This is a genomic window from Streptomyces sp. NPDC031474, from assembly GCF_055581185.1.
In genome coordinates this window covers 174,244-187,516 of record NZ_JBVIJX010000003.1, presented here as the reverse complement: position 1 = coordinate 187,516, position 13,273 = coordinate 174,244, and the positions used below count along the sequence as shown (strand labels likewise).

Sequence of the window (13,273 nt, the reverse complement as noted above, 5' to 3'; positions counted from 1 at the left end):
GGAGTGGCACGCCCACATGCAGCATCCAGGCCAGGCCCGGCCCCGGTCGAAGCTCGCCTGGGGAAAGGGCAGCGCGGTCACGTCCCCTTGCTGGAAGAGCGGGCCCGGTCGGCGAGGCCCTCACGATCGGTGAGCCGGTGCGCGACGTCTACATACTCCTCGGTCAGGTCCACGCCGGTGACATCGGCGCGTGCGCGCCGGGCCAGATGGCGGGCCGGGCCGCCATCTGGCCGCTTCCCACGTCAAGGACACGCAGGCCCGCACTCAGCTCCAGGTGCTCGGTCAGTTCTCGCGTCGCGGCATGGCCGCCGGTGTGGAACTCGCCCACGCCATGGAGGTCGTCGGTGGTGAGTTCGGTATGCCCCGGGTAGAGGCGGTCGAGCGCCTCGTCGATCTTCTGGAGCAGGTCGCCCTGCCGCCAAGGGCCTGGCCACACGCGAACGCATCGTCCGGGCGGCCGCCGAGCTGATCTACGAGCACGGCGCGCAGAACACCAACAACGAGCAGATCCGCGAGGCGGCCGGGGTCAGCGGCTCACAGCTGACACGCCACTTCCCCACCAAGGAGTCCCTGGTGCGCGCGGTGTTGGCCTGGCAGGCCGACAGCATCGTCGCCCGCCAGCAGGTGCCCGAGCTGGGCGGGCTGGACAGTTTCGCCGCCCTGCGCCGGTGGGCCGACTCCTACATCGCCTCGCAGGACATGGTGCGCGGCGGGTGCACGTTCGGCTCTCTGGCCGCCGAGGTCGTCAAGGCCGAGCCCGCCCACCGGGACGCGGTGGCCGACGGCTTCGAGCGGTGGCAGGAACTGTTCAGGCGTGGGCTGAGCAAGATGCGCGAGCGCGGCGAGTTGCGGCCGGAGGCCGACCCGGCCGCACTCGCCCACTTGCTCACCGCCGCGTTCCAGGGCGGAGCACTGCTGGACCAGGCGGCCGGTGACTCCACGCCGCTGCGTGACGCGCTGTACGGGGCCCTGGCGTACGTCGAGTCGTTCGCCGCAGAACGCTGAGCGGACTGCGGACCTCCGGGCGGGGAGCGCTCAGGAGGCTTGGGAGACGGCCGGGCGGGGCGCCTGCTGGGACCGGGACCGCGCCTGTGCCGTCAGCGGGAGTCCTTCGAATGCCTGATCAGCGACGCGCTCCAGCGCGACCGCGTCGAATCCGGCCCTGGCCAGCACTTCCATGCCCCGGTTGAGCGCCATCAGCAGGTGGCTGATCTCCCGGGGGTCCGCCTCGGGATCGAGGTCGCCATGGCGCTGCGCGGCCTGCACGCAGCCGGTCAGCGAACCCTCGATCCTCCCGAGGGCCTGCCTGACGCGAGCACCGGCCTGCGGGTCATGGTCGACGCCCTCGACGACGAAGCCGGTCACCATGCAACCGAGCCCGTCGGGGTCGTCGTACACAATGCGTGCCGACGTCACAAGGTAGGCGTGCAGCCGTTCCAGCGCAGTGCCGTCGGGGCCTTCGAGCACCGCAGCCCAGGCTGCCTCGGTCCGGTCGCAGTACGCCTCCAGCGTCCGCAGGTACAGCTTGCTCTTGTCGCCGAAGGCGGCGTAGAGACTGCCGCGGCCCAGCCCGCCGACCTTTGCGATGTCGTCGACGCTGGTACCGGCGTATCCGGTACGGCGGAACTGTCGCTCGACGGCCTGTACGACCTTGTCCTTGTCGAATCCTGGTGGGCGTCCCATGGCGGCCAGCTTACAGGTCGCATGGCCATTCTTGACATTCCGTTCCACAAGTTCCTACGGTTCCTGACAGGGCGGTCCAGAATCCTGGCGGCCGTTGCTCACGGCATCCCGAGAGTCCCGCAGAACGGATGAGACACATGTCCTCGCACGGCGGAATCAACTACCTCGCTACCGGTGACGACAACCCCGTTGTCGCACAAAGCGGCCGGACGGCGACCGACGTGGTCACCGCTGACCTGGTGTTCCGACTCACGCGAGGGGTGGAGGGCAGCGGCCGTACCGTGAGTTGCACCCCCATGACGGGCGAGATCATCGCGGAGCTGCCCGAGGCGACGCCCCACGATGTGGAGGTGGCGTTCCGCAGGGCCCGGGAGGCCCAGCGCGCATGGGCCTCGCTCTCGGTGCGCAGACGTGCGGCGGTGCTGCTCAATTTTCACGACATCCTCCTGGACAAGCAGGCCGAGGCGATGGACCTGATCCAGGTGGAGACAGGAAAGGCTCGCCTGCACGCACATGAGGAGGTGCAGGGAGTCGCCGTGGTGGCCCGGCACTACGGGCGCAAGGCTCCCGCGTACCTCCGGCCGCGGCGACACCTCGGCGCGTTTCCGGTGCTCACGAAAGTCACCGAGCGGCACCACCCGCGAGGCGTGGTCGGGCAGATCGTCCCCTGGAACTACCCCCTTGAACTCTCCCTGGCGGACGCGCTGCCCGCTCTCGTCGCAGGCAACGCCGTGGTGACGAAACCGGACACACAGAGCGCCCTGACGCCGTTGTGGGCGCGCAGGCAGCTCATCCAGGCCGGGCTGCCGGCCGACGTCTGGCAGATCGTCATCGGCGACGGCCGGGTCGTCGGGCCCGCCGTCGTGGACCGGGCCGACTACGTCGCGTTCACCGGCTCTGTCCGCACCGGCCGCGAAGTCGCGGCCCGCGCGGCGGCCCGTCTGGTCGGCGCCTCACTCGAACTGGGCGGCAAGAACGCCCTGCTCGTGCTGGCCGACGCGGACCTCGACAAGGCGGCCGAGGGCGCGGTGCGCACGAGTTTCTCCTCGGCCGGCCAGTTGTGTCTGTCGACCGAGCGGATCTTCGTCCACTCGTCGGTCGCGCCCGCGTTCCTGGAGCGATTCGTCCAACGTACAAAAGCGCTCACCCTCGGCACATCGCTGAACTACGGGGTCGGCATGGGTTCGCTGGCGGGCCGGCGCCAGCTGGAGACGGTGTCCCGGCATGTCGACCAGGCCGTCGCCGAGGGGGCCACCGTCCTCACCGGCGGCAAGCAGCGTCCTGACATCGGCCCCTTCTTCTACGAGCCCACCGTCCTGGACGGCGTGGAGCCCCCGATGGCCGTCCATGCTGAGGAGACGTTCGGACCGGTCGTGTCGGTGTACCGTTTCACCGACGAGGACGAGGTGATCGAGCGGGTGAACTCCACGCCGTACGGCCTCAATTCCAGTGTGTGGACGAAGGACACACGGCGCGGCGAACGCATCGCGACCCGCCTGCAGACCGGCACCGTGAACATCAACGAGGGCTACACATCGGCTCATGGCAGCGTCCGGTCCCCGATGGGCGGCATGAAGGACTCCGGACTCGGCCGCCGACACGGCCTCGAAGGCATCCTCGGCTACACAGAGCCGCAGACCGTCGCCACGCAGCGGATCCTTCCGCTGGCTCCGTCGATGGGCATGGACGATCAGCAGTACGCGGCTTTCATCGGCCTGAGCCTGCGGGTCATGAAGGCGCTGAGGTTCCGCTGATGGCCGCACCGAGCCGCGCGGAGCCGCTCGCCCGCCGCCATCGGCACGCCTGGCTGCTCGCCACCCTCACCGAACTGATCGGCGACTGCGCACGAGCCGCGGGTGAGGTGTACCGGCCGGTCGCCGAGGCCCCGCCGAAACGGCCCGACGTTGCTGTGAACGTCGGGCCGCTTCGGCCTCTGCCGGTCCGCCGGTACCCGGGTGGAGGCGGCACGTGCTCGGGACTCCGCACGATGCGCCTCGACCGAGAAGGAAGCGGTCCCGGCGCAGACGGACGTTGGCGCCGACTTCCTCGCCGACCTGGTGGACTCCCCGGCACAGGCCGTCAGACGGGCCCAGGAGCTGGCAAACACTGGTGAGTTCACCGTGGAGCAGATCCTTGATGAGGCAGCCGATTCGGCCGTTCAGCAGAGCGGCGGCGAGATCGGCGCTCTCGATCTCGAACCGGAGCAGGCCCGGTGCGTCCGGCCCGGTGCCCAGGTCGTGCAGCACGTTGGCGGCGAAGCTCGCCTCGACCAGCGGTCTGAAGGAAGAGCGAGTACGCCGTCGTGCAGCCTCTCCGAGAGGGCAGGGGGAGTGTTGGTCATGATGTGACGCTACGAAAGCGGATGTCGCGCGAGAAGTGGCACTGATGCCAACCATCGCTACTGTCGTGCCACTATGACGAACAGACACCATGTCGCCGTGCTCTTACTGCCCGGTGTGCTTGCGCTCGAATTCGGCGCCGCGACGCAGATCTTTTCGACGGACCCGCACTACGAGCTGACCGTGTGCGCCGAGGACGGGCCCGGAACCGTGCCCGTGTCCGGCTTCGCGATCACCGTCGCGGCCGGCCTCGAAGCACTGGAGGACGCCGACACCGTGATCGTCCCGGGCTACGACGACATCGACATGCCCCATCCGCCGGAGCTCCTGGCCACACTGCGGGCGGCTCACGCCCGGGGCGCCCGGCTCGTCTCCATCTGTACCGGAGTCTTCGCCCTCGCCGCGGCCGGACTGCTCGACGGGCGCCCCGCCACCACGCACTGGCGGCACGCCGAGCAACTGCGCCGGCGTTACCCGCGCGTCGACGTCCTGCCGAACCAGCTCTACATCGACGACGGCGACATCCTCACGTCCGCCGGCGTGACGGCGGGGATCGATCTGTGCCTGCATCTGATCCGCACCGACCTGGGCGCGGCGGCGGCGAACACCCGCGCGCGGGACCTCGTCGCGCCACCACGGCGACGGGGAGGCCAGGCCCAGTTCATCGAACAGTTCCGCCCCGAAGCCGGCGGGGACGAACTCGCCCCGCTGAGGGAGTGGATGCTCGACAACCTCGCGGACCCCCTGACTGTCGACGGCCTCGCGGAGCGCGCCCACATGTCCCGGCGGACCTTGATCCGCCGCTTCCGCGAGGAGACCGGCACCACGCCGATGGCCTGGCTGACCGACGCACGTATCGACCGGGCGCGGGAGTTGCTGGAGGCGAGCGCCGTGCCCTTCGAGCAGGTCGGCCGTCTTTCCGGCTTCGGTGCTCCGGCGTCTCTGCGGGCCGCCTTCCACCGGCATCTCGGAACGTCTCCCCAGGAGTACCGGGCGGTGTTCCGTCACAAGGCGGAGGTGACGCACCCCTGACAGCACGCCCGGTGTGCGGTACGTCCAAGCATTCTTGACATGTCGTTCCAGAACTCCGTAGGGTTTTTGACAAGGCAGTACAGAACCATGCCGCCAGCCACTCTCGGCACCCCTCAAAGCCCACGGAACGGACAAGACGCATGTCTTCGCAAGATCAGATGGCCCCTCCACTGGCACAGAGGGGAGGTGAAGGCTCCGCGAACACCCGTCCGGCTCTCATCCTCGCTGTGCTGGCCATGGCGAGTTTCCTCGGCCAGCTCGACGTATGGATCACCAACGTCGGCCTGCCGAACATCGGACAGGGCGTCGGCTCGACCTCTTTGTCGGACCTGAGCTGGGTACTCAACGGCTACGCGATCGTCTTCGCCGCCCTTCTCGTCCCTGCCGGCCGGCTCGCCGACCGCTTCGGACGCAAGAACGGCTTCCTTCTCGGCATGGCCGTCTTCGTCGCGGCGAGCCTCGGCGCGGCACTGTCCGGCGACGTATGGGTGCTGGTCGTCTTCCGTGCCCTCCAGGCGGTGGGCGCCGCCCTGTTGACCCCCGCCAGCCTCGGCCTGGTCCTGACCAGCGCCCCCGCCGACAAGGTGGAGCGGTACGTCAAGATCTGGTTCACCGCGGGCTCGCTGTCCGGGGTATGCGGACCGATCTTCGGCGGGCTGCTGGTCCAGGCATCCTGGCGGTGGCTGTTCCTGGTGAACATTCCGTTCGGACTGCTCGCCATCGCGCTGGCCGCCCGGCTCATCACCAACGCCCGGCATGAACAGGACGCCCGCATCCCCGACCTGCTCGGCGGCGTCCTGCTGATCGTCGTGGTCGGCGCCCTCGCTCTCGGCGTGGTGAAGGCGCCCGACTGGGGCTGGTCGGACACCCTGGTCGTCACGTCCCTGGCCGTGGCAGTGGTCGGGTTGGCGGCGTTCCTGTTCCGCTCGTCACGGCACCGGGTGCCCGTGGTCGACCTTTCGCTCTTCCGTGACCGGATCTTCGCCTCGGCGAACCTGGCCGGCATGCTGCAAGTGGCTTCGTTCGGCAGCCTCCTGCTGTCGTCGATCCTCTGGATGCAGAACCACTGGCACTACTCCGCCATCAAGACCGGATGCGCCAGCCTTCCCGGCCCGATCGGCTTCGCGGTGGCCGCCACCATCAGTGAGACCCTCCAGCGCCGGTTCCGGATCCCGGCCGGTGTCGTCGCGGCGGTCGGCAGCGCGATCGCCTCCGTCGGCATCCTGCTCTTCGTCTTCCTGCTGCACGACGATCCGAACTACCTTTCCGGAGCCCTCCCGTGCTGGCTGCTCTTCGGGTTCGGCGCCGGCCTGGCGCTCCCGACCGTCGTCTCGTCCGCGACGGTCGGACTGCGCCCCGAGGAGGCCGCCACCGGCAGCGCCATCGTGACCATGTCGACGCAGATCGGCTCGGTCGTCGGCATCAGCATCCTGGTCGCCATGCTCGGCACCGCCTCCGGTGGCGCCTCCCTGGACACGTACCGGCATGCATGGCTGGTCGCGATGGCCCTCATGGCCGTCGCAGGCGTGGTGTCACTGGGCGTGTCTCAGAAGCGGGCGGTGGCGGTCCGATGACGGCGTCCGTTCCCGCTCGGACCGCCTGCGCCGCGGGCCCCGGCAGCGGGCGGTCCCGCTGGCTTGGCCTCCTGGTGGTCTGCCTCGGCGTCATGATGGCCTTCGTCGACGTCACCTCCACCATCTCGGCCCTGGGCGACATACAGACCGACCTGCACGTCACCGCGAGCACCCTGGTATGGATCACCAGCGCGTACAGCCTCGCTGTCGTGAGTTTCGTGATGTCCGCAGGTACCTTCGGCGACCTCGTGGGGCGACGGCGAGTGTTCAGCCTGGGTGCGGTCGTCTTCCTGGCCGGCAGCGTGCTCGCCGTCTTCGCCGACAGCGCCGGCATGCTCATCGCTGCACAGGCGATCGCGGGTCTCGGCGGGGCGGCCGTACTGCCGACAAGCCTGGCGATCGTCAGCGCCACGTTCACCGACCCGCACGAGCGCACCGCCGCGATCGGCATCTGGGCCGCGTGCTCCGGAGTCGGCCTCGCCGTCGGCCCGATCCTCGCCGGAGCCCTGCTCGAACATTTCTCCTGGCACTCCGTCTACATCGCCAACATCGTCATCGCCGGCGCGGCCCTGCTCCTGGCCCCGGTCTTCGTGGCCGAGTCCAGGCACCCCACGCGCAAACTCGATCTCGCGGGCCTGGTTTTGGGCACAGTGATGACGGCCTCGGCCACCTACGCGATCATCCAGGGTGGCTCCACGGGATACACCGAGGCACCGATCATCACCATGTACGTGGTCTTCGCCCTGTCCCTGTTCCTGTTCGTACGCGTGGAACTCCGCAACCCCGACCCCATGTTGGACCTGAGGCTCTTCCGGAGCGCCTCCTTCTCGGCTGTGATGGGCGTGGCCGCTGTCAGCGTCTTCGGACTGGTCGGTGTCGCCCTGCTCAGCGTGCTCTACATGGAACGCGTGGGACAGACCAGCCCTCTCGACGTCGGGGTGCGCCTGCTGCCGCTGTTCGGAACGTTCCTCCTGGTCACCGTGGTGGCCGCCCGGGTGCTGGTACGCCGGGTCGGCCTGACCTCTTTGATCACCGCGGGTTTGGTCCTGATCGGCGCCGGGTCCCTCGCACTGCGCGCGACCGACGCCTCGGGAGGCTATGGGGCGATGTGGCCGGGAATGCTCATCGCGGGCGTCGGCGCGGGCCTGCTGACGGCACCTTCGACGGCTGCCGCGGTCAACAGTGTCCCGCCACAGCAGGAGGGCATGGCGGCGGCAGCGGTCAACATGGCTCGCCAGCTGGGCACGGTGCTCGGCCCCAGCGTGCTCGGAACGATCGTCACCAGCCGCTTCCCCCGTAACCTGCACGACCGTCTCGTCGAGGCGAACATCCCCTCGCCGCAGGCGGACAAGATCGTGGAGGGTGTGTCACACGGGGGTGTCGGAGCGGACCTCCCCGCTTCCCTCGCCCGCGTGGTGGGAACGGCGGCGCCCAGGGCGTTCACCGACGCCGTGCACCTGGGAAACCTCATCGGCGGAGTCGTACTGATCGCCGTGGCCGTGCCCGCGGCCCTGTTCGTCCGCCAGAAGGTTCACAGTCCCCGGACCTCCGGACGATGTCGTGATCAGCTGTCGGCCCGGTCCAAGCCAGACTGAAACCGCGCGCTTGGCGCCCCGCGTCAGCGTGCCCGCGAAGGCGTGAAAGAGAGACATCAGCATGGCCAAATTCCTGCTCAGTGTCCACGTGTTGGGGGCGATCCTGCTCATCGGACCGGTCACCATCGCGGCGAGCTTGTTCCCGCGTTTCGCGCGCCAGGCACTGGCCGACGGACCCCAGCAGCAGTCGGCCAACGGTGCGGTACGGCTCCTGCACCGGATCTGCCGGGTCTACGCCGTGGCCGGCATCTCCGTCCCGGCCTTCGGCGTCGGCACCGCCCAGGTGATGGGCGTGATGGGCAACGCCTGGCTCATCGCTTCCATGGCTCTGACAGCGGTGGCTGCCGTCCTGCTGGGCATCGCGGTGCTCGGCACCCAGGACAACGTGATCACCCAGCTCGACAGGCCCGACCCGACGCCGACCGCCACGGAGTCGCTGATCGCCCAGCTGCCCCGCCTGTCGATGATCACCGGCCTGTTCGCCCTCGCCTGGCTGATCGTGGTGGTCCTGATGATCGTCCGCCCCGGCTCGACGACAGGCGCATAACGCTCAGCTCCCGCAGCGAACTCCGCGCTCTGCCGGTGCTGTTGGCGTGGCCGTGCTGTGCAACGGCGTGAGGTGCGCCCAGGGCAAACGGAACTGATCCCAGAGGGGCTTCCACATGGGAGAGCCCCCGACATCGGACAATGGACAGGAGCAAACCCAGTCCATGACCTCGTTTCTCATCACGGCGGCGACTGGCGCGCGTCCCTACATCTTCGGCCTTTGAAAGATCCAGCGGGGCCCTTGCGCGCAATCACGAGATCCGGTCGGAGCGAGGATGCATCCTGAACCGCCAGATCACACCCGCGAACTGTGCCGGCGCAACCGCTTCGGGTACGGGCCGTACCTGCCGATGGGCAGGTACGGCCCGATGAACTCCCACCATCGTCCGTCAGTTGCATGCGCGTCATGCAGGACGATCTACCGGCCCAGGCCCTGCCATGAGGGCGCTTCCCGCAGATTGACTGTGACTCGATGCGCGCCTTAGCCGGCCCGTCGGCCGAGACTGGACAGGCCCCATAGCTCGGCGATCAGGCCGTGCTGAACTCGGAAGATCTCCATCATGGTGGGTGCAGGCTCCGCGCCAGTCGGCACGGAGTTCGAAAGCCCGTGCATCACGGAGCGGACGGCGACCCGGTCGTGGTCCACGAGCATGTCCTCGATGGAGACATGTATGTCGGGATGGGCTGCGAACATCTTGGACCAGGCATCGGCGACGGCCTCGACACCGGCCGTTCTCAGTGGGTGGCTCACGAAGTCCGGTGCGAGGATCGTCTCCAGCGCAGCCAGGTTCCGGCCATTGAAGGCCTCGTACATGCGCAGGCCGACAGCCCTTGCTTCGTGCACTTCGTCTGTCATCGACCCGCTTCCAACTCGAAGTCGAACCAGATCCGATGCGTTCCATCAGCGTCGACGGCCATTCCTCCAGCACCGGAGATCCCGGCCAGCTCTCCCGTACCGCTCGCCGGCACGATGGTGAAGAACTCCGCTGTGCGATCGCTGCCGGACGTCGTCGCCGAGTGCACGAAGTTGAAGGCGCCGGCCCGTCCGCACAGCGAGCCTTCGAACGACTCCATGGCCACATAGGTGCCCACGCCGGTCGCCTGGTCGAACGCCGCGGTAAACAGGGTCGCCGAGCGACCGGCAACCTCGCCCTCGAAGTGTTTCTCCATCGTTGCGACGCCGACTGGAAGCCCAGTGGACACAGCCGGGTCCGGTTTCAGCTCAGTCGGGACGAACGCTTTGACAGTGAACGTTCCTGTAGCTCTCATGGAACGACCGTATCGGTGGGGTCTGACACCGCTCTCCCTCTGGGCGGCCGAAGCTGAAGCGACTGACCCGCAGCGCGGACGGCTGGGTCGGGATCTGCCGACTCATCTCCGCCGCCCACCGAGACTCGCAAGGTGATCACGACTCGACACGCGCCCCAGCTCTCCCGCTGAAGAGGAAGCGGCCATGGGCCTGGCGGCCGAGGGTGACTTCGTTGATGGCCTCGACCAAGCCGCCGCCGGCCTGGGCAATCTGGTCGAGGGCACCCTCCAGGGCTGCGTGGGCCTGGTCCGTGTGGACGCGCCGCTCCTTGACGGTGCGGTGGTCGATTCCCGGCCGACCGCACTCGGGGTGGTAGCCGATGCACCAACAGCCTCCGCAGATGCCGTTGTTGCGCTCGTCGAGTTCGGCGAACGCCTCCCAGGTCGAGGCGTTCAGCTGGCGGACGGTGTAACCCACGGTCAAGGCCCCGTTCAGTCAGTGCCCGGCTGCCACTGCCCCGAGGAGGCGGGCGAGCTCGGCCGGCTTGGTGAACATCGGCCAGTGGCCGGAGTCGATGTCGACGAACTCGACCTGCTTGGCCCTGGTGAGCTCCGGCGCCTCGCCGGCAGCGATCCATTCGCGGGCCTGCTCCGGGGTGAACTCCGGGCAGACCACCACGACCGGAACCTCATAGCGGCGCTCGTCCGACAGCCGGACCACGCCCCTGGCCACCTGCTCGGGGACGGGGATGGCATCGGCTTCGAAGCGCTGCCGCAGTTCCTCGTCGAGGTCGGCGCTGTCCGCACCCTCGAACGGGCCCCAGCCGGGGAAGGGCATGACGCCGTCGCGCATCTCGAAGAAGTCGGCGTACGGCTGGCCGTCCTCGTTGGGGAAGCCGCCGATCAGCGCCAGCTTGGCCACCCGCTCCGGGCGCGCGTCAGCGGCCAGCCAGGCGAGGGTGCAGGCGGCCGAGTGCGCCACGAGCAGGGGCTTTTCCACCGTTGCATCGACGGCGGCGAGGACCGTCGCCAGCTGCTCGTCGAGCGTGGCGGACGAGCGTCCGTCGCCCTGGCCCGGAAGGGTCACCGGCCGCGGGCGATGCCCGAGCGTCTCAAGGGTCGGTGTCACCGCGTCCCATGCGGTGCCGTCCAGCCACAGACCACCGATGAGCAGGATTTCCATAGTGAGATCAACTTTCCGTCGAGGTTGGAGCAGAGACAGCGGCCGAAAGCGTCGAGTGGACGCGGCCTGCCCGACCGGGCTTTGCATGCTAGGAGGGGTTCAGGACGATCCGCTTCCTGATTGTCAGGAAGCCGCCTACGCTGTCCGAGGTGGAGACCGGAACGAGCCCCACCGCCCGCGCGCTGCGCACCCTTGAGATCCTGCGGACCCGCCCCGGCACGACGGCCGAGCAGCTCGCGGAGCGGCTCGGGGTGACCGATCGCGCCGCACGTCGCTACGTCGCGATCCTCCGGGAGGCTGGTATCCCCGTGGATTCCGTGCGCGGCCCGCACGGCGGCTACCAGTTGCGGCGCGGGACCAAGCTGCCGCCGGTGAGCTTCACCCAGAGCGAAGCGCTCAGCCTGGTCATGGCGGTGCTCGACGGCAGGCCCGCCGCCAGCGACCCCGGGGACCTCGTCGGCTCCGCCCTCGGCAAGGTCATCCACGCGCTGCCCGAGGGGATCGGGCGTCAGGCGGCCGCGCTGCGCGAGCATGCCGCTGCCGCGCCCGATCCGCGTGCGGCCTACGCCGATCCCGCCGTCACGAGCGCCCTGGTGGACGCGATCGCGTCCAGGCGGCGTGTGGTGATCACCTACCGGAGCGAGGCCGGCAACCAGTGGCAGGCGGAGGTGGACCCGTGGGCGGTCGTCGTACGCCGGGCGCGCTGGTACCTGCTCTGCCATTCCCATCGCGTGGACGCCGTGCGCACCTACCGGGTCGATCGGGTACTGGCGGCCGAGGAGAGTGCGGTCGGGTTTCGGATGCCGGAGGACCTCGACCCGGTCACCGTGCTGGAGGAGAACCTCGGCACCGGATGGGCCTATCCCACGCGGGTGCTCTTCGACGCACCGGTGGAGCGGGTCGTCCCGTGGGTCGGGCCGTCGATGGGACGGCTCGAACCTGTCGGGGCGGCGGGAGAGCACTGCGTGCTCGTCGGCAGTACCCGCAACCCGGCGATGTACGCGCAGGAGTGGCTGGCGGCGGTCCCTTTCGCCTTCCATGTCGTGGGCGGGACGGAGCTTCGGGATGCGGTTGCCAACCTGGCGTCCCGCCTTGGCGCGGCCGTGTCCGAACCGGCATCGGGGGCGGGACAGGGTTGGCACCAAGGCGTCGGTGGCGAGTGAACTCCCCGGTGGCTCAGGCGGAGGTCTATCTTCACCGCGTGCCTGCACGACGTCCGGTTCGGCACGCGTGATCTTCATTTGTGGACACAACTCACGATGATCAACGGTGGCCGCAGCCGTCTCCGCATCGGCCCTGACCAGCAAGATCACTACTCCAGTCGTAGATCGTGCTTGAGGCGTCGGGCAGGGCGGCCGGGTGGGCGGCTCGCCCTCTGAGTCGGCGGCCCCTTGACCGGAGTGAGTGCTCACTCCGATAGTTGGGGCCATGGCCACAACACCAAGTCGGCGAAGAGCGCCGGCAATGGACCCCGACAGCCGCCGGGAAATGATCGTTCGTGCTGCGCTTCCCCTCGTGATCGAGCACGGCAGTGCGGTGACGACGCGCCAGATCGCCCAGGCCGCAGGCATCGGGGAGGGCACGATCTTCCGCGTCTTCGCGGACAAGGAGGAGCTCCTGGACGCATGCGTGACGGAGGCTCTCAGCCCGGCCCATGCCCTCGATGAACTCGCTTTGGTGTCCATGGAGCAGCCGCTCGTTGCCCGGCTGACCGAGGCTGCCTCGGCGCTGCATGCCCACTTGGACCGGGTCGGCGCGGTGGTCGGGGCGCTTCATGCGACGGGAGGGCGGGGACGAAGTGGCCGTCCCGGCAGCTCACAGGCGCCGCCTGATCGTGCGGCTGGTTCCCTGCCCGTGCGAGAGGCGCTGGCCGAACTCTTCGGACCTGAGCGGGAGTCGCTGCGGTTGCCTCCCGAGCAGGCAGCACTGATCTTCATGGGTCTGCTGTTTGTTGGGAATGGCAGGCCGCCGGCAGGAGGCGAGTCAGCGGATCCGTCGACGCAGTTGGAAGTGCACGACCTCGTCGATGTCTTCCTGCACGGCGTCCTGTCCCAGCCGGTGGAGAACTGAGAG

At 68.9% G+C, this 13,273-nt stretch carries 14 protein-coding genes and 1 pseudogene; 9 read left to right on the top strand and 6 right to left on the bottom strand.

The window, feature by feature from the left end:
* Positions 1–163 precede the first annotated feature (163 nt).
* Positions 164–436 carry a hypothetical protein gene (locus ACZ5SK_RS06315; protein ID WP_334581900.1) on the bottom strand — a complete coding sequence of 91 codons (273 nt, stop codon included), beginning with the start codon at positions 434–436 and terminating at the stop codon, positions 164–166.
* On the opposite strand from ACZ5SK_RS06315, the pseudogene ACZ5SK_RS06310 reads away from it, so the two are divergent.
* A pseudogene (locus tag ACZ5SK_RS06310) lies at positions 427–573 on the top strand (TetR/AcrR family transcriptional regulator); the annotation flags it as partial. The gene ACZ5SK_RS06315 and the pseudogene ACZ5SK_RS06310 sit on opposite strands and share 10 nt — an antisense overlap.
* Entirely contained in the window at positions 574–1,005 is a 432-nt protein-coding gene (locus ACZ5SK_RS06305) for a TetR family transcriptional regulator C-terminal domain-containing protein (RefSeq protein WP_361702717.1), read from the top strand.
* A gap of 30 nt (positions 1,006–1,035) precedes the next feature.
* Here ACZ5SK_RS06305 and ACZ5SK_RS06300 read toward each other — a convergent pair whose 3' ends face one another.
* The gene (locus ACZ5SK_RS06300; protein ID WP_334581898.1) at positions 1,036–1,683 is read right to left on the bottom strand and encodes a TetR/AcrR family transcriptional regulator; all 648 of its coding nucleotides are present in this window, start codon (positions 1,681–1,683) and stop codon (positions 1,036–1,038) included.
* Between the two features lie 137 nt (positions 1,684–1,820).
* Between ACZ5SK_RS06300 and ACZ5SK_RS06295 the strand changes: the two genes are divergently transcribed.
* The 5 genes from ACZ5SK_RS06295 (at position 1,821) to ACZ5SK_RS06275 (ending at position 8,770) form a co-directional block, all read left to right on the top strand.
* Positions 1,821–3,437: a succinic semialdehyde dehydrogenase gene (locus tag ACZ5SK_RS06295; protein ID WP_468158318.1), complete on the top strand. Its 1,617-nt coding sequence runs from the start codon at positions 1,821–1,823 to the stop codon at positions 3,435–3,437.
* Positions 3,438–4,097: 660 nt separating this feature from the next.
* Entirely contained in the window at positions 4,098–5,054 is a 957-nt protein-coding gene (locus tag ACZ5SK_RS06290) for a GlxA family transcriptional regulator (protein ID WP_334581896.1), read from the top strand.
* Between the two features lie 236 nt (positions 5,055–5,290).
* Positions 5,291–6,628 carry an MFS transporter gene (locus tag ACZ5SK_RS06285; protein ID WP_457495260.1) on the top strand — a complete coding sequence of 446 codons (1,338 nt, stop codon included), beginning with the start codon at positions 5,291–5,293 and terminating at the stop codon, positions 6,626–6,628.
* Positions 6,625–8,223 carry an MFS transporter gene (locus ACZ5SK_RS06280; protein ID WP_468575444.1) on the top strand — a complete coding sequence of 533 codons (1,599 nt, stop codon included), beginning with the start codon at positions 6,625–6,627 and terminating at the stop codon, positions 8,221–8,223. The genes ACZ5SK_RS06285 and ACZ5SK_RS06280 overlap by 4 nt, the downstream gene beginning before the upstream one ends.
* Positions 8,224–8,284: 61 nt before the next feature.
* Positions 8,285–8,770, top strand: coding sequence for a DUF2269 family protein (locus tag ACZ5SK_RS06275; RefSeq protein ID WP_334581893.1), 486 nt, complete (start codon positions 8,285–8,287; stop codon positions 8,768–8,770).
* A 480-nt stretch (positions 8,771–9,250) separates the two neighbouring features.
* On the opposite strand, the gene ACZ5SK_RS06270 is transcribed toward ACZ5SK_RS06275, so the two are convergent.
* From ACZ5SK_RS06270 to ACZ5SK_RS06255, 4 genes are all read right to left on the bottom strand, one after another.
* Complete coding sequence (locus ACZ5SK_RS06270; RefSeq protein ID WP_361702724.1) at positions 9,251–9,625, bottom strand: ester cyclase; 375 nt, start codon at positions 9,623–9,625, stop codon at positions 9,251–9,253.
* Positions 9,622–10,038 (bottom strand): DUF3224 domain-containing protein, encoded by a 417-nt coding sequence (locus ACZ5SK_RS06265; protein ID WP_334581891.1) that lies wholly within the window; start codon positions 10,036–10,038, stop codon positions 9,622–9,624. The genes ACZ5SK_RS06270 and ACZ5SK_RS06265 overlap by 4 nt, the downstream gene beginning before the upstream one ends.
* Positions 10,039–10,174: 136 nt before the next feature.
* A complete protein-coding gene (locus ACZ5SK_RS06260) occupies positions 10,175–10,495 on the bottom strand; it encodes a hypothetical protein (RefSeq protein ID WP_457495258.1) in 321 nt (106 codons plus the stop codon).
* 18 nt (positions 10,496–10,513) lie between these two features.
* Complete coding sequence (locus ACZ5SK_RS06255) at positions 10,514–11,200, bottom strand: alpha/beta fold hydrolase (protein ID WP_334581889.1); 687 nt, start codon at positions 11,198–11,200, stop codon at positions 10,514–10,516.
* 149 nt (positions 11,201–11,349) lie between these two features.
* Here ACZ5SK_RS06255 and ACZ5SK_RS06250 point away from each other — a divergent pair, with 149 nt between their 5' ends.
* Positions 11,350–12,363: a helix-turn-helix transcriptional regulator gene (locus tag ACZ5SK_RS06250; RefSeq protein WP_457495257.1), complete on the top strand. Its 1,014-nt coding sequence runs from the start codon at positions 11,350–11,352 to the stop codon at positions 12,361–12,363.
* A 301-nt stretch (positions 12,364–12,664) separates the two neighbouring features.
* Positions 12,665–13,270, top strand: coding sequence for a TetR/AcrR family transcriptional regulator (locus ACZ5SK_RS06245; RefSeq protein WP_334581886.1), 606 nt, complete (start codon positions 12,665–12,667; stop codon positions 13,268–13,270).
* Positions 13,271–13,273 lie beyond the last annotated feature (3 nt).